Raw genomic sequence first — 15957 nt, 5'->3', positions numbered from 1 at the left:
TGCGGTGCCAGAGCTGTCTCGCAGAACATCGACATCGGAGTTTTTGCGCGCTGTCAGCCAGGGGATTTTCCCGTGCCGGCGGGAACCCCTGACGACAGCACATCTGATCACTACGTCTGGGCCTTGTTGCCGGCCATCAGGCCGGTTGCTTGGGTTAGAAAACCGCTTGGTCGCCTATATTTTTTGTGCGAGCAACCCAAGAAGCTTTTGATGATCAGCATTGAAATTGCGAATGCCCTCGGACAGTTTCTCGGTCGCCATCGCGCTTTGGTTCATGCCCCAGCGGAAGTCAGATTCGCGCAAAACCGTCTTGTTTTCTTCTGTCGAAGCTGACAGCTCGTTCAACATCCTCGGGACCGGGTTCGTGTCTTTTCCAAGCTCCGCAAGCAATTTGGGTGCAATGGTCAGACGATCACAGCCTGCTAGGGACTTGATCTGATCAGTGTTGCGAAAAGATGCCCCCATGACAATCGTGTTGATTCCGTGTGATTTGTAATACTCATGGATCCCCCGAACAGACTTAACACCCGGGTCTTCCTCAGGCAGATAGTCTTCAACCCCGGTTGCCTTTTTGTACCAATCGGTGATCCGACCGACAAAGGGCGAGATCAGGAAAACACCAGCATCAGCGCAAGCCTTGGCCTGCTCTAAGGCAAAAAGAAGCGTGAGATTGCAGTCAATTCCGGCTTTCTGCAACTGCTCTGCGGCGCGAATGCCTTCCCACGTCGACGCCAGCTTTATCAGGATGCGGTCGCTGCCGACGCCGCGGTTTGCATAGTCTTCAACAATCTCATTTGCTTGACGAATGGAGCCTTCGACATCAAATGATAGCCGAGCATCCACCTCGGTTGAAACCCTGCCCGGAACCAATGTTGTGAGTTTTGCACCAATGGCAACGGTCAACGTCCTGCACAGGGTCGCGACATCCATTCCCCGGCTCCTGGCCGTCGCGACTTCGGATGCAATGAGGTCCTGTGCGTCATCTGCGCTCAACGCCGCCAGCACCAATGACGGGTTTGTCGTACAATCCTGTGGCTTGTGATGTTTCACGAGCGAAGCGTCACCCGTATCCGCCACGATGACCGTCATTTCTTGCAGTTGTTCCAATGCGCTTTTCATGCGAGCTCTCCCGTTTGACACTGCACAGATTTCTGTGCGCGATGATTGTTCAGAAGGCGCAGGCATTTATCCGAAATGGCCTGCGCCGTGATGCCAAATTCTTCGTAAAGGGTTTCTGCGCTTGCCGAGGCACCGAAGCGATCAACGCTGATGACGTGATCTTCGCTTTCCACATAACGTGTCCAACCGAATGAACTCGCGGCCTCGACAGCCATCCTTGGCGCGTCGCCCAGGATTTCATCGCGATAGGCTTTGGGTTGCGCATCAAACAGGGACCAACAGGCGAGCGATACGACCGCAACCTCGAAGGATTCCCTGGCGAGTTGTTCTGCCGCATCCAGCGCGATGGCGACTTCTGTGCCGGTCGCCAGAATTGTAAGGTCGCGTTTTCCGCTCGGTTTGCGAATGAGATAACCGCCCCTGGAAACCATGTTTTCTGCGGTAGCTTCGGTGCGCAATGCTGGCGTGCCCTGACGCGACAACGCAAAAAGCGACGGTGCATTCAGCGTCAACGCCGTCTCATATGCCTCCAGCGTTTCGATGGCGTCTGCCGGGCGAAACACGTGAAGTCCGGGGATGGCACGCAGACTGGCAAGGTGCTCAACGGGTTGGTGCGTTGGACCATCTTCACCCAATCCAATCGAGTCATGCGTCATGATGTAAATGACCCGCGCCTGCATCAAGGCAGAGAGACGGATCGCGTTGCGCATGTAGTCGGAAAAGACCAGAAACGTGCCGCCATAGGGCACAAATCCGCCGTGCATGGCGATGCCATTCATTGCTGCGGCCATGGCAAACTCTCTGACGCCATAGTTGACGTAACGCCCTGATCCCTCTGCGCTGAACACGGTCGACATCGCGGTCGTTTTTGTCAGGTTCGATCCGGAAAGGTCGGCTGACCCGCCAATCATCTCGGGCAAATGTGTGGTCAGGACTTGCAGCGCCATTTGGCTCGCTTTTCGCGTGGCGACTTTGGGTTTTGATTGCGCCCAATCTGCCTTTGTGGCTTGGGCCAGCTGACCCAGATCGTCCGGCAACTGCCCCGACATCCGTCGGTCATAAGACGCCGCTGTATCCTTTGGCAATTGCGCCAACCTGTTGCGCCACGCATTGTGTTCGGCATCATTTCTGGCGCCAAAGGCGCGCCACGTCGCCAAATGATCATCCGGTATTTCAAATTTCGCAGCAGGAAGATTCAAAGCCGCTTTTGCGGCAGCCGCCTCATCTGACCCAAGCTTTGATCCATGCACGCCCGATGTGCCGGATTTTGTCGGCGCGCCAAAGCCAATGGTTGTCCGAAACAGGATGATTGAGGGGCGCGTCGTTTCCGCGATAGCGGCAGCCAGAGCATCATCAATTTCATCATGTGTGTGACCACAGGCCGTCACAACATGCCATCCAAGTGCTTTGAATTTTGCCGCTGTATCCTCGGAAAAGGACAAATCAGTACTGCCGTCGATGGTGATGCTGTTCATGTCATAGAGCAAGTTCAAATGCCCCAGCCTTAGATGCCCGGCCAGAGATGCCGCTTCCTGGCCTACGCCTTCCATAAGGCAACCATCCCCGGCAAAAACCCATGTTCGGTGCGAACAGACGTCGGCGCCAAACTCGTCGCGCAAACGACGTTCAGCCAGCGCCATTCCGACCGACATCCCAAGCCCCTGTCCTAACGGACCGGTTGTGACTTCCACACCGGGCGTATGTCCTACTTCCGGGTGCCCCGGCGTCTTGGATCCGGCTTTGCGAAAGGCTTTGATATCATCCAGTTCGACTCCCGGCACCCCTGTCAGGTAGAGCAGTGAGTAGAGAAAAATAGAAGCATGTCCGTTTGACAGAATGACCCGGTCGCGATCGTGCCAATCCGGGTTGGCCCCGTCAAACCGCAGATGTTTCGCATAAAGAACGGCCGCGATGTCGGCCATTCCCATGGCAGCACCGGGATGGCCGTGCCCGGCCTCTTCCACGGCATCAATCGCCAACCCACGAATGACATTTGCTTGTACTCTCAGCTGACTGGAACTCAACTGGGCTTTTTCTGGTTCGCTCATATTAGGTCTTCCCTGATTGGGGTGATCATTGGACTTGTGATATTGCAGAATGCTGACGCGACTTTTGCGATCGCTAAAACCGATAAATCTGTTCAATTTCGGGGGGCGGTTTCTGTTTGTCGGCCCCCTCTGGTGCTGGCTTGTCACCGCATTCGGAAAAGGCCCGGATTGTACAGTCCCGGCAAATACTGTCGCGCACTTGTGCGACGACTGCGGCGACGGCTTCGGCCTTGGTTGGGTGGACATGGTCACGGCCCAACACGTCAAAAAGACCCATCTCGTCCAAAGCGCGCACTGTCTCCATGTACGCGACGACAAGGTGGAAATCCCCGCCGTTCTTGCGTGCGCGCAGAGCCTCTGCCATCAGCAAATCCACACCCGACAAGTCAATCTTGCCCAGCCCTTTCAAAGCGAGGACCTTGTAATCTCGCCCCGGATAGGCCGTTTCATATCTGCGAAATTCACGTTCAATATGCTCGACCGAGCCAAAGAACAAAGGTCCTTCCAGCCGCTGCACAAGGACTTGCGGACACTGCTCGAGATTATGAAATGGTACGCCGCGCATCAAACGGCGACCATGGTACATGACCGGCGCAAGCACCGCGACATGCGGGCGGGCGCTGCGGTGCAAGAAGACAGCAAGCGAAGCAACCACGCCGACAAAAATCGCATTTTCAAGTTCGGTAGCGACCCCGGTTACAAAGGTCAGCAGCAGGATTAGCGTTTCGCTTCGACTGTTCGCGATCAGGTGCCGGATTTCCGCGAAATTGATCAAACGCCACGCGACAAAGATGATGATCCCGGCCATCGCAGGCTTGGGAATCCGGTCCACAAAAGGCGCCAACACTAGCAACATGATCAACAAAAAGCCCGCCGCAAAGATGGCAGACATCGGAGTTTTTGCACCACTTTCCGCGTTCAAGGCAGACCGTGTGAACGATCCGGACCCGGCATAGGCCTGAAAAAAGCCGGCCACGGCATTGGACAGCCCCTGGCCGATAATCTCCTGGTTTGAATCATATCGCTCGTGTCGCCGCATTGCGAATGCACGTCCGATGCTGATGGCTTCCAGAAGACCGATGAACGCAATGGAAACCGCACTCGGAAGCAGCGAAACAACCTGAGAAACAGACGTTTCGGGTATGCTCAGGCTTGGGATCACCGAAGGCAGGCTCTCAAACATCGCAATGCCCAAGGTGCGCGCGCTCAGGATTTCACCCAAGCCCGCCCCGACAGCCAGCGCAAAAAGGTAGGCCGGGAGTTTGCGGTTGATTTTCTGGACTATGACAATCGTCGCAAGCGTTCCCCCCGCGATCAGCAAGGCGACAGGATTGAAGCCCTCCAAGTGCTCGGCCACTTGCCATATGCGCTCGACGACACCACCGCCCCCTTCGGTTTGGATACCAAGCGCGCCACCGATCTGTGAGGCACCGATCAACAGTGCTGCGGCCGTGGTAAACCCGACCATGACGGAATGGGAAATGAAAGAAATCAGACCGCCAAGCCGAAAGACACCCGCGAGCAACTGAAACAGCCCGACCATGATGGTAAGGGTCAATGCCATGTGAATGTAGATCGGTGTTCCGGCAGGGGCCATCTGAGACAGGGTCGCAAACATGACCGCGGAAATCGCCGTCGTCGGCCCCGACACCATGATCATTGAGGTGCCCCAAATGGCCGCGATAACCGGGGTGATCATCGCCGTGAACAAACCGTATTCCGGCGGCAGACCGGCAATAACGGCAAAGGCCACGCCTTGTGGCAAAACGATTGCGGCATTGGTCAGCCCTGCAACCGCATCGTCTTTCAACGTGGCGCGATTTACTGCCCCATACCAGGGGCGTCTCAGGCTGAGATTGGCGGTGAGTTGACGGGTATCCATCTTATGCACTTCGCTGGGTGTTAAGCGTTGACATCATAGACCAACCTGAACCCTTGATGTGACATAGCGCTGTCAGGAGAAGTCCCGCTGCGCGCGGCTATTCTATAGCGATAGCAATAACTTGGGTGGCATAGAAACGATCCGCCTTTGGTGATCTTGAACCCGGCTTTACCGCTATGGGCGCGTTTCACTGACTTCTTGAGCGACCGAACGGTGAAAGGCTGGGATGTCCACTCCCAGACGTTACCCACCATGTTGAAAAGACCATAAGGGTTCGGCTCGAATGACTGCGCGGGTGCAGTGCCGATATATCCATCGCGGCCCAAGTCTTTGTCCGGAAAGCGCCCTTGCCAGATGTTGCACGGAAAGTAGTTGGTATCGTCGGGCTCTTTGTTACCCCAAGGGTAACGAATATCGCCAAGTCCGCCGCGTGCAGCATGTTCCCACTCGGCCTCTGTCGGCAGTCTGCCACCAGCCCAGGACGCAAAGGCATTTGCGTCATTCCAGCTCACATGAACGACGGGATGGTCAGGCTTGGTATCCGCTTCGGAACCGGGGCCATAAATGGCGCGCCAAGTGGCTCCTTTAATCATCAGCCACCAAGGCGCACCTGGAACGGATGGCGCATTCAATGCGTTTCCGGAAAGGAACCCCCTGAAAACAAATGAATCTCCCAGCCGTTCAGCCTCGGTTTCATAGCCTGTCGCGGCAACAAATGCGGCAAAGCGAGCAACCGTAACCGTCGTCGCGTCGATCCGAAATGGCTTGACCTTGCTTTGGCGGAAAGGGGCCTCGCCATCAATCGCAAGTTCCGGCCTGTCTGTGCCAAGAAACCCGGTCCCGCCCGGAATGTCGACGATATCGTGTTCGGCGGAGTCATTGCTGGTGGGAAAGGTCTGATGCCCAAGCGCGTGGTCGTCGCTTACCCGAGCGGGACCGCAGCACGCACTTGAACCATTTTTCTCGCTCTCGGTCATCAGACATCAACCCTTCCAGGGATTGGATTTCAGGGAACTTCAATTGCAGTTGGAAGCAGGACGTTCTCAAGATAGTCCTTCGCCTCTGCGTGGCTCAGAAAGTTCGGTGGCGGAAAATTTGCGGCCATGTCCCAATCGTCGCCGGTCGCCGCCATATGTGCAGCGATCCGAGCGTCGAAATCATCCATCAAAGCGCTATGCTCGGGACGGTAGACGAGATTGTTCTGCTCGTCATAGTCATTGCGTTGATCGTAGAGCATCACGCGACGGTCCTTGTGACGGACGTAAAGCCAGTCGCGGGTGCGCACGCCACGTTGCGCATAGGGCGTGAATTCCCCCATCTGTCCGTCGTCCTGGGTAAAGACCTGAAACCAGATCGTGTCGCGATGCTGATCCGACGTGCCATCCAGAACCGGCAGATAGCTGATCCCGTGCATGTCATCCGGCCCTGGAATCCCGCAAAGATCCAATAGGGTTGGCATCATATCGACGCCAACATCGACCATTGCCTCGGACCGGTGCGGTTTGAATCGCGCAGGATAGCGAATGATCAGCGGCACATGCATCGCCGCCCTGTAGCCTTCGCATTTTATCCCGCAGAATGACCCGTGCTGGCCCAACATATCGCCATGATCGCTGAGGAAGATGACCATCGTATCATCGGCAATTCCAAGCGCATCCAACTGGTTCAGAACGCGCCCCACATTCCAGTCCACATTGTGGATCATCCCGTAATATTCGGCGATAAACTGACGAATTTCGGCCTCTGTCTCGGGCTCGCCTTTGGGTTTTTTATCATATGCGGCGTGGCTTTTATGCGGGCTGCGCGGGTCACCTTTGCAATATTGCTCGCTACGGATGCGTTGGAACTCTTCTTGCAATGCGGCGTTGGGAACACCGGGCGGCAGGGGCACCTCGTCAGCGCTGTAAATCTTGCGCAGGTGGTCGGGCATCTGCATCGGAAAATGCGGCGGGCCATAGCTGACATAGCCAAACCACGGTTTGCCATCATCCGCTTTGGTGGCGGTGTCGATGAATTCCATCAACTGATCGGTCTGGTAGTCTGGCTCGTAACGCTTTGAATGATAGGCCTGTCCGGCATCGTCAAAATAAATCGAGCCCTGATAATCATGGCCACGGTTAAAGCCGACAAAGTGCTCAAAGCCGAACCGGCGTTCGGGCGGCACAAAACCCGGCTTTGGTCCGCCTTCCAGATGCCATTTCCCGATGTAGCCTGTGCGGTAGCCTGCACCTTTCAGGCAATCCGCCAAGAACGTCTGATCACCGCGCAACGGGAAATGGTTTTGAACCATGCCATGGCCTTGGGCATATTTGCCTGTCTGCATGGATGCACGGAACGGGCAACAGATTGGATAAGAGGTGTACGCCTCGGAAAAGTGCACGCCTTCCATCGACAGACGGTCGATGTTTGGCGTTTTGATCACCGGATTCCCACTGCAGGCCATGGTGTCATAACGCATCTGATCCGGGTAAATGATCAGAATATTGGGGTGTTTCTTAGCGGTATCGGTCATTGTGCATTCCTGAATTTATCCAAGGCATACGGGTGGTTTTCGGGACGCCTCAGGCGTCGTCGACACCCTCCATCGGCTTTTTCACCCGGGCGCGGATCGGTCCCCAAAGGATCGTCAAGGCAAGGACGCCGTAGATGCCAAGCGCTATCGGGCTTGCGAAGAACTCGAGCAGACTGCCATCGCTGATCTGCACCGACTGGCGCAACGACAGCTCCAGAATGGGGCCAAGCACAAAGCCGATACTGAGCGGCGCGATGGAATACCCCAGCTTTCGGATCGTGTAGCCAAGAAAGCCCGATGCGATCATGACGCCGACGCTGAACAGGCTGTTGCTGACGCTGAAGACCCCGACAAAGCACAGGAGCACGACGCTCGGCACGATCACCGACGTCGGCACCTTGATCAGCTGCGCGGCAAATCGAATGGCAATCAGGCCAATGAAAATCATCAGAACGTTGATGATCAGCAAGCCAATGAAGATCGAGTACATCAGATCCGGGCGTTCGGCAAAAAGCCGCGGTCCGGGCGCAAGGCCCTGGATCAGGAATGCCCCAAGCAGAACCGCTGCAGCGGGGCTGCCGGGCACGCCAAGCGTCAGTGTCGGCACCAAAGCGCCGCCGACGGTGGCATTGTTCGCGGTTTCCGGTGCGATCACGCCTTCGGGCTCACCCGTACCAAATGCCTCCGGGTTCTTGGACCTGCGCTTGGCTTCGGAATAGGCAAAGAACGCGCCGACAGCGGCCCCTTCTCCCGGAATGATGCCGATGACCGTGCCAAGAAGAGAAGACCGCATGATCGTGCCCTTGAGCTTTGCCAGCGTCTTCATCCCGGGCAGCTTGACCGACAGGCTCGACTTGTCGAAATCAACTTTCCTGAGCGCGGTTTCAGCGTTTATCATGACTTCGGACAGGGCGAACACACCAACCAGGAAGGCGACAAAGGGAATGCCTTCGTAAAGGTGGTAGGAGCCGAAGGTATAGCGCTCGGTCCCGTTGACCTCGTCCAACCCCCATGTCGTCAGAAAAATGCCCACACCCCCGATTGCCAGCCCCTTCCAAAGGTTCTCGCCAGCGACCCGCACAACTACGACAAGCCCGAAGATGCTGATTGCCAGAAACTCGCGCGGCCCGAACTTGATCGCAATCTGTGCGAGAAGCGGAGCAATGAAGGCAAGGCATATGACGCTGAAGATGCCGCCGATGATCGACCCCGTCAGGGACAGGCCCAACGCCTCGCCGCCGCGGCCCTTTTTGAACATCGCGTGACCGTCGATTACGGTTGCGATCGCTGCCCCAGTGCCGGGTATCCCCACGGCGATGGCCGAAATCGAGCCTCCGTAGACAGCCGCGGAATAGATCGAAAGCAGCAGAATGATCGACGGCACCGCGTCCATGTAGAACGTGAATGGCAGGGCGATGGTGATGGCGATGGGCGGGCCCAGTCCGGGCAGGATGCCGATGATGATACCCAGCGTGATGCCGCCGACCATCAACATGATCGTGGTAGGATCGCCCAGCGATGCGAGGGCTGCAAGGATTGCTTCAGAACCACCAAACATGACTGTCTCCTACAGTTGAACGGCCAGGAGCCGGGTGAATGCGAAATAGATGATCATGCTGATCACCACCAAGGCGACGTAAATGGCGGGCTTGCGCACGCCCATGGCCAGCGCCGCCGCCGGTCCAAGGACCAGTGCCGCAGGAACAAAGCCGTAATTGCGCCAGATCAGGTAGCAGCCAACGATCACGGCGAAGGTCAACAGACCATGCAAAGCGCTCATCTTGCTTAGGAAAACTGTTTCGTCGGACCGCAAACCATCGCCCTTGTCGAGGATGTACTGCACCAGAACGATCCCCGAGCAGCCCGCGATGAACAGCAGAATGGTGATCGGGAAGAACTTGGATGAAAGCTGGGTCGACCCCGGAAGACTAAGGTCATCAAACCCAATCGCGGCGTCGATAAAGTAGCCGCAAGCCGCCAACAAAAGAACAGAAAATACAATATTTGCAACGCGTTGCGATAGCATGATAACCCCTCCCGATTTTTTGAGAACCGCAGGCAGATCGCTGCCCGCGGCTGTGTCAGACCGGCTTGCCGATCATTTGGCAAGAAGACCAAGCTGGTCCAGAAACGGCTTGTACAGATCGATGCCTTCCTGAATTGTCGCGGTCGTGTCCTCGACACCGATAACCCAGCTGTAAGCTGTCAGGTTGTTGACCTGCGCAATGAATTCATCGGTGGTAAAGGCCGCTTCACTGGCTGCAACCAGCTTGTCGATGACGGCTTGTGGGGTGCCTGCCTTGACCGCAATTCCGCCCTTGATCCATGTCGCTGCGTTCTTGCCCGGAAACACTTCACCCACTGTCGGGACACCCGGCAGATCGCGTTCGTAGAAATCCTTGCGGTCGTTATCAAGGATCACCAACGGACGGATTTCATCGCCCATTGTCTTGAAGGAGCCGACCTGTCCTACGGCCACCTCAACCTGACCACCGACCAGACCCAGAAGGCTTGCCGGTACAGTTTTCATGACCAGATTGTTGAATTCCAGATCGAATTCCTGGCCCAATTGCACTGCCGACAAATGGGGCGGCGCACCGATGTTGTTGACGCCCATCTTCATCTTTTTGGTTTTGGCAACCTCGATGAATTGTTCAAACGTTTCGATCTCAGAATCGGCGCTGACATAAAGCGCGTTTGCGACCGTTTCATCCGCAAAAAGCGGGGTCATGTCGGCCATCGGATCATAGGGCGCTTTGCGGACAAGCGGACCGATTACAACCGACGGCGTGGTCCAGCGAAAGAGCGTGTAGCCATCTGCCGGTTTTTCGAGGACGTTCATCACAGCCGGGATCATGCCGCCCCCGGGCACGTTGATCACATTGACCGGCACACCGAGTTCCCGGCTCAGACCTTCGGCATTCAGCCGCGCGATGATGTCGGCATTGCCGCCAGCCGGGAACGAGACCACAAGTGTGATCGGTTTGTTCGGATAGTCATCCTGCGCCACCGCTGCGGTGGTAAAAGTGACAAGCGAACCGACTGCGGCCGCCATAAGTGTTTTGAAAAACGTCATTGGTTTCCTCCCTGACTTTCTATTCCAGTTTCAACCAACCCGCTCTTGTAACGGGCCGGCTATCGTCTTTGGCTCGAGTCGGTTGACCCAAACCCTATTGCGGCAACAGGATTTGCATTTTCACATCAGATGGCGGAGCGGATGCCGCAATTTCGAACGCTTCAACCGATTGATCGAATTCAAACGTCCGAGTGATCAGTGGCTTCACGTCGATGGTGCCGGATGCCAGCATGTCAACGCAGCGCGGGAACACATGCGCATAGCGAAAAATGTTCTCGACCCGCGCTTCGCGCACCATGGCGGCGCCGGCGTCATATGCGATGGGCTCGGATTGTCCGCCGATCAAAACCACACACCCACCGGGGCAGAGCGGTTCAAAAATGCCCTGGGCCGCGCGGGGCGAACCCGTGGCCTCGAACACGACGTTGGCACCCCAGCCGCCGGTATCCCTAGACACCCGATCTGCGATGCTTTCCGACGCCACGTTCACGCTGGTGATGGCCGGATGCAAGCTGGCGGCGATTTCAAGTTTGCGATCAACGATATCCGTCACATAGACCCGCGCACAGCCTGCCGCGATTGCGGCGAGAGCAGTTACAAGGCCAATCGGCCCCGCTCCCAAAACCACAGCAATATCGCCGGGTTTCACTTGCGCTTTTGTGGCGGCATGCACACCGACAGCCAAAGGTTCGACCATCGCTGCTTCGCCATAACTGACAGCATCGGGCAACTTGAATGTGAACGCCTCGGGGTGAACACAGGTCGGACGCAGGATGCCATGAACCGGCGGTGTCGCCCAGAATCTGACGGCCGGGTCAATATTGTACATGCCAAGGCGCGTGGCCTTTGAATTTGGGTCCGGAATACCCGGCTCCATGCATACGCGGTCGCCAACGGACAGGGTCGAAACAGCCGAACCGGTTTCAATCACCGTACCGGATGCCTCATGCCCAAGGATCATCGGGTCTTTGACGACAAAGGGGCCGATGCTGCCGTGGGTATAATAATGCACGTCCGAGCCGCAAATTCCGACCGTATGCATCTTGATCCGCACATCATGCGCGCCAAGCGCCTCTTCGGATTTCTCGATCGGGAAATCACGCAGAGACAATTCGTTTACTTTTTCAAGGACCAGAGATTTCATTTCGTCGTACTGCCTTTTAATTTGAGAGTGTCAAAGCGCCAGGAACCCGCCATCAACCGGCACTACAGCCCCGGTGATCATCGCTGTATCCGGGGTCAGTAGCATGGCCACCACGCTGGCGACTTCTTCTGGTTCGGCATAGCGCCCGCTTGCATGGCGCTCCATCATCCGATCACGGTTTTCGGGGATCAGCCATGCCTTGGCCAGGCGGGTAGTTGTCACCGTGGGCGCGACCGCATTCACGCGAATCCCATGCTCGCCAAGCTCACTTGCAGCCACCCGTGTTGCGCCCTCAAGCCCGGCCTTGGATGCCGCATATGCCAAATGATTGGGATATCCGCGGTGCCCAGAAATGCTGGTGACATTCACTATCGCACCACCGGTTTTCGCCGCAACCGCCTGTTTGGCAAAGTGATGCATGCAGATAAGTGCAGCCCGCAGGTTGATATCCATCACCCGATCATAGCCGTCATCCGTCAGGTCCAGCAGGCTTTCCGGAACATTCAAACCGGCACAATTGACCAGAAAGTCCGCGCGTCCTGCCTCGATCATTGCTGCGTGGGCACCTTTGGCACTGCCCAGATCTGCGGCAATCGAGCGCCCGCCAATATCGGCCTTCAGCCCGTCCAGATCAGCCTGGGTTCGGCTGATCGCGACAACCTCGGCGCCGCGTTCTGCCAGAAGTACTGCTGTTGCCCGACCGATGCCTTTTCCGGCACCGGTTACGATCGCGATTTTACCTGTCAGAGTCATTTCGGATGCCTCATTTAGCAGGAGTGACATTGACAGCCGCACGCACGTATTGCTTGCCTGGGTCACGCTTGGGCTGATAGTCCCAGCCGAGCCTGTCGCTGTCAGATTTCAGGCGTGCGCGCTGGATCATCATGCGGTTCTTTTGCAATCTGATCTGTTCTTCCTTGAAGGTAGCCGGATCGAAACCGTCCGTCATCCTGGCGATCATTGATGCCATCTGATCCGCATATTTCGGGTCCGACGCGACATTTGTCATCTCGTATGGGTCTTCGCGCAGATTGAACAAAACCGGCTCATAATCGATGAAATAGGCGAGTTTCAAATCGCCTTCGCGCAGAACCATCATCGGCGTGTTCGTCCCGTCGCCCCAATAGTCCACCATGGCCGTGCCACGCCAGTCGGGGTCTTGACCGTCAAGCAACATGGTCTTCAGGCTGTCACCGCTCCATTTCACGCTGACGGTCGCCGGTGTGCCACCCGCCATATCTACAAGTGTCGGGCCAATATCGACGTGGCTGACAGGCTCTGAGCACACACCCGGTTTGATCTTGCCCGGCCATGACATCACAAGCGGCACATGTGCGCTTTCTTCCATGAAGGAACGCTTGAACCACATCTGGTGGGCGCCCAGCATCTCGCCGTGGTCGCTGGTGAACACAACAATCGTGTCTTCGGTCAGTTGCAACCGATCCAATGCGTCCATCATTTCGCCAAGGAAATCATCGATTTGGCTGATCATGGCCAGATGCGCCCGCACCGAAGTCTTGATGCGGTCATCGCTTGGGGGATCAAGGTTGATGCCGTGATAGATCTCCAGCCCCTTGTTGTAGGGATGATCCGCGCCTTCGCCGCGCGACTCGGGGCCTGGTGCGTCGAACTCCTGACCGTCGTAAAGATCCCAGTGCTTTTTCAGCGCCTGAAACGGCTCATGAGGTTGGGTAAAGGACACCATCATCATGAACGGCTGATTGTCGGTGTTCAGCACGTGCTCCTGCATGAATTCAACCGCGCGGTTCTTGGCTTCGGTGTCATAGTTCATCTGCATGGATGTGCGGATGATCCCGGATTGAGAGAGCTTTTTGACCGATGTGCCGGGGTCATGCTGAACCGGTTGCGACCAGTCGCGCTGCCAGATGAAATCAGACGGATAGATGTCGGTTGTCTGGCGATCATCGAAACCGTGCAATTGGTCGGGGCCGATGGAATGTGTTTTGCCCGAGACCGTCGTGCGATATCCCAGTTCCTGCAAGCTGTGCATGAAGGTGGGCGTTGATGCATGAAATTCGTCACCGTTGGTGCAAACGCCATGTTCGCGAACGTGCATTCCGGTGGCAATCGACGCCCGTGCAGGGGCGCAGAGCGGCGAGTCGGTGTAGCAATCCGTGAACGTCATGCCACCTTTGGCCAATGCGGCAATATTGGGTGCAATGGCTTGGTGATGGGGCGTTCTGTATTCCGGCTGCGCGATCGGCAGCACAAAATGCGACATCTGATCAACCATGACGAGCAGAATATTGGGTTGGCTGGTTTTGGTCATGTTTTCCCCCTGAAAAAATTTCCGCGACCGAGGCGGTTTCTCCAAACCTACATGCGTTAAGGCCTTCCTAAAACGTCTAAAATTTCATACAGTAATAACTGAAATTTAGTTCAGGTGCTGAAATGCCAATACGCTATCTCGACGACCGATGCCTTTCCAATTTTGTTGCGACCTATGAGACAAAGAACCTGAAACACGCAGCGGACGCCGTGGGCATGACGCAGCCCGCAATGTCTAAAAGCCTGTCGCGGCTCGAAGACGACATTGGTATCCGCCTGTTTGAGCGAAAGAACCGCGGGTTGGAGCCAACTCTTGCGGCCCGCGAGCTCTATGAGTGTGCCATCAAGATAGAGGCGCAAACCCGCCAATCCCTGTTGCGCATGTCCAGTTTCGATCAAGGTCTCAGCGGGAATATCCGGATAGGGGCCGGCCCCATGTGGAGCTGGCTGCGCATGCCCCGCGTGCTGCATCAAATGCTTGCCGATTTCCCGAATGTCACCGTCGATTTGATGACCGCGCCGATGAAACTACTTCTCGACGAACTGGATGCTGGGCGCATCGACCTTGCGGTAGGTGAGATCGCGGATACGCAGCTTCCGAACGGGTTCAAGGATCGCCGATTTGCCCCGGTCCGGCAATGGCCCTATGTCAGATCGGATCACCCTTTGACGCTAAAGCCAAGCGTTTCGCTCGCCGACCTCGTTGACTTTCCGTGGATGGGATTCTTTAACAACAAAGTGTTTGCTGCCAGCGTTGCGGAAGCCTGTGCGGCAGAGGGCGTTGCACTTCCCAGAATCCCAATGAGAAGCGGCTCGATGGCGACGATCCTCAGCCTCGCCAGCATGAGCGACAATGTTGTCGTGCTGCCAGACGACTTTGGTCCGACAGCCGAAAAGTTCGGCTTGTTCCGCATTCCGTCAAACTCGTTGGAGATGTGGGACCTAGACTCGGCCGTCGTCTATAAGCCGGAAGAATACAACAACGGGCCCATTGGTCACCTTGTTGATCTGATGTCGAATCCTTAGCCCTAACGCGTGATTGCCAAGCTACATCATCTTGAACACAGAGGGGTCCGGCCCGGTGCGCATCCCAAGATCGAGCGTCTTCATTTTCTGCATTTCAGCGTCTGTCAGTTCGAAGTCGAAAATATCCAGATTTTGAATCTGCCGTTCAGGGTTTGACGACCGTGGCAAAAACGCGTGGCCCAATTGGAAATGCCAGCGCAGGATCACCTGCGCCGGGCTTTTGCCGGTTCGATTGGCCACATCCGCCACCGGTGGAGCCTCGAAGGACGCCCCATTGCCAAGCGGCGTCCAGGCTTGGGTCACAATCCCCCGTTGTGCATTTGCTGCCCGCATCTGAGGTTGTTGCAGCTGCGGATGCACTTCGATCTGGTTGACGGCTGGATTTTCGCCGGTCTCGGCGATCAAGCGGTCCAGATGGTCCTCATTGAAGTTTGAAACCCCAATGGATGCGATCAGCCCTTCGTCGCGCATCGCAACCAATGCTTCCCAGGTTTCGACATACAGGTCCTGTGTCGGGACAGGCCAGTGAATGAGGCACAAGTTAAGTTGCTCAACCCCGATCTGGCGCAGGCTACGTTCAACAGACGCCCGGGCAGCGGTTTTGCCGTGCTCGTTGTTCCATACCTTGGTTGTCACAAATACATCGTCGCGCGGAATGCCGGACGCGCGCAGCCCTTCGCCCATCGCTTCTTCGTTCATGTATTTATAGGCACCATCCAACAGGCGGTACCCAGCCTGCAGCGCCCCGCGAACGACATCAGCCGCACCGCCTGACTCGACTTGCCACAGGCCAAAACCGATTTGCGGCAGCGTATGCCCATCAGCCATCGTCAGATTGGGAATAGAGTTCATTCGCTGTCT

The 15957-nt window shown here is 56.4% G+C and carries 13 protein-coding genes; 1 reads left to right on the top strand and 12 read right to left on the bottom strand.

The features are described from left to right. Window positions 1–174: 174 nt before the first annotated feature. The 11 genes from tal to betC form a co-directional block, all read right to left on the bottom strand. Window positions 175–1119, bottom strand: coding sequence for a transaldolase (gene tal / locus Q4577_RS19205; RefSeq protein WP_303471947.1), 945 nt, complete (start codon window positions 1117–1119; stop codon window positions 175–177). Continuing rightward, window positions 1116–3167, bottom strand: coding sequence for a transketolase (gene tkt, locus Q4577_RS19200; RefSeq protein WP_303471944.1), 2052 nt, complete (start codon window positions 3165–3167; stop codon window positions 1116–1118). The genes tal and tkt overlap by 4 nt, the downstream gene beginning before the upstream one ends. Before the next feature lie 73 nt (window positions 3168–3240). Beyond that, window positions 3241–5049, bottom strand: coding sequence for a SulP family inorganic anion transporter (locus tag Q4577_RS19195; RefSeq protein ID WP_303471941.1), 1809 nt, complete (start codon window positions 5047–5049; stop codon window positions 3241–3243). Between the two features lie 20 nt (window positions 5050–5069). After that, entirely contained in the window at window positions 5070–6026 is a 957-nt protein-coding gene (locus Q4577_RS19190) for a formylglycine-generating enzyme family protein (protein WP_303471938.1), read from the bottom strand. Window positions 6027–6055: 29 nt separating this feature from the next. Next, a complete protein-coding gene (locus Q4577_RS19185) occupies window positions 6056–7561 on the bottom strand; it encodes a sulfatase (protein WP_303471935.1) in 1506 nt (501 codons plus the stop codon). A 49-nt stretch (window positions 7562–7610) separates the two neighbouring features. Further along, window positions 7611–9119: a tripartite tricarboxylate transporter permease gene (locus tag Q4577_RS19180; protein WP_303471932.1), complete on the bottom strand. Its 1509-nt coding sequence runs from the start codon at window positions 9117–9119 to the stop codon at window positions 7611–7613. Window positions 9120–9128: 9 nt separating this feature from the next. Then, window positions 9129–9587, bottom strand: a complete 459-nt coding sequence (locus Q4577_RS19175) for a tripartite tricarboxylate transporter TctB family protein (RefSeq protein WP_303471930.1) — start codon at window positions 9585–9587, stop codon at window positions 9129–9131. 72 nt (window positions 9588–9659) lie between these two features. After that, window positions 9660–10637, bottom strand: a complete 978-nt coding sequence (locus tag Q4577_RS19170) for a tripartite tricarboxylate transporter substrate binding protein (protein ID WP_303471927.1) — start codon at window positions 10635–10637, stop codon at window positions 9660–9662. A 94-nt stretch (window positions 10638–10731) separates the two neighbouring features. Beyond that, window positions 10732–11781 carry an NAD(P)-dependent alcohol dehydrogenase gene (locus tag Q4577_RS19165; RefSeq protein WP_132248315.1) on the bottom strand — a complete coding sequence of 350 codons (1050 nt, stop codon included), beginning with the start codon at window positions 11779–11781 and terminating at the stop codon, window positions 10732–10734. Window positions 11782–11811: 30 nt separating this feature from the next. Beyond that, entirely contained in the window at window positions 11812–12534 is a 723-nt protein-coding gene (locus Q4577_RS19160) for an SDR family oxidoreductase (RefSeq protein WP_303471923.1), read from the bottom strand. Between the two features lie 10 nt (window positions 12535–12544). Further along, window positions 12545–14071: a choline-sulfatase gene (betC, locus tag Q4577_RS19155; protein ID WP_303471922.1), complete on the bottom strand. Its 1527-nt coding sequence runs from the start codon at window positions 14069–14071 to the stop codon at window positions 12545–12547. 122 nt (window positions 14072–14193) lie between these two features. Between betC and Q4577_RS19150 the strand changes: the two genes are divergently transcribed. Continuing rightward, window positions 14194–15096: a LysR family transcriptional regulator gene (locus Q4577_RS19150; protein ID WP_132248321.1), complete on the top strand. Its 903-nt coding sequence runs from the start codon at window positions 14194–14196 to the stop codon at window positions 15094–15096. 21 nt (window positions 15097–15117) lie between these two features. On the opposite strand, the gene Q4577_RS19145 is transcribed toward Q4577_RS19150, so the two are convergent. Further along, window positions 15118–15948, bottom strand: a complete 831-nt coding sequence (locus tag Q4577_RS19145) for an aldo/keto reductase (RefSeq protein ID WP_132248323.1) — start codon at window positions 15946–15948, stop codon at window positions 15118–15120. Window positions 15949–15957 lie beyond the last annotated feature (9 nt).

The organism is Marinovum sp. 2_MG-2023 (assembly GCF_030548265.1).
GTDB lineage: Bacteria > Pseudomonadota > Alphaproteobacteria > Rhodobacterales > Rhodobacteraceae > Marinovum.
The sequence above is the reverse complement of the archived record's forward strand: the minus strand, read 5'-3'. Positions and strand labels throughout refer to the sequence as shown.

What these genes read in the sequence shown, in the direction of transcription:
- Q4577_RS19160 (WP_303471923.1), bottom strand. Translation starts at nt 12,534, where the DNA reads ATGACTCTGACAGGTAAAATCGCGATCGTAACCGGTGCCGGAAAAGGC.
- Q4577_RS19180 (WP_303471932.1), bottom strand. Translation starts at nt 9,119, where the DNA reads ATGTTTGGTGGTTCTGAAGCAATCCTTGCAGCCCTCGCATCGCTGGGC.
- betC (WP_303471922.1), bottom strand. Translation starts at nt 14,071, where the DNA reads ATGACCAAAACCAGCCAACCCAATATTCTGCTCGTCATGGTTGATCAG.
- Q4577_RS19190 (WP_303471938.1), bottom strand. Translation starts at nt 6,026, where the DNA reads ATGACCGAGAGCGAGAAAAATGGTTCAAGTGCGTGCTGCGGTCCCGCT.
- Q4577_RS19150 (WP_132248321.1), top strand. Translation starts at nt 14,194, where the DNA reads ATGCCAATACGCTATCTCGACGACCGATGCCTTTCCAATTTTGTTGCG.
- Q4577_RS19175 (WP_303471930.1), bottom strand. Translation starts at nt 9,587, where the DNA reads ATGCTATCGCAACGCGTTGCAAATATTGTATTTTCTGTTCTTTTGTTG.
- tal (WP_303471947.1), bottom strand. Translation starts at nt 1,119, where the DNA reads ATGAAAAGCGCATTGGAACAACTGCAAGAAATGACGGTCATCGTGGCG.
- Q4577_RS19195 (WP_303471941.1), bottom strand. Translation starts at nt 5,049, where the DNA reads ATGGATACCCGTCAACTCACCGCCAATCTCAGCCTGAGACGCCCCTGG.
- Q4577_RS19185 (WP_303471935.1), bottom strand. Translation starts at nt 7,561, where the DNA reads ATGACCGATACCGCTAAGAAACACCCCAATATTCTGATCATTTACCCG.
- Q4577_RS19145 (WP_132248323.1), bottom strand. Translation starts at nt 15,948, where the DNA reads ATGAACTCTATTCCCAATCTGACGATGGCTGATGGGCATACGCTGCCG.
- Q4577_RS19170 (WP_303471927.1), bottom strand. Translation starts at nt 10,637, where the DNA reads ATGACGTTTTTCAAAACACTTATGGCGGCCGCAGTCGGTTCGCTTGTC.
- tkt (WP_303471944.1), bottom strand. Translation starts at nt 3,167, where the DNA reads ATGAGCGAACCAGAAAAAGCCCAGTTGAGTTCCAGTCAGCTGAGAGTA.
- Q4577_RS19165 (WP_132248315.1), bottom strand. Translation starts at nt 11,781, where the DNA reads ATGAAATCTCTGGTCCTTGAAAAAGTAAACGAATTGTCTCTGCGTGAT.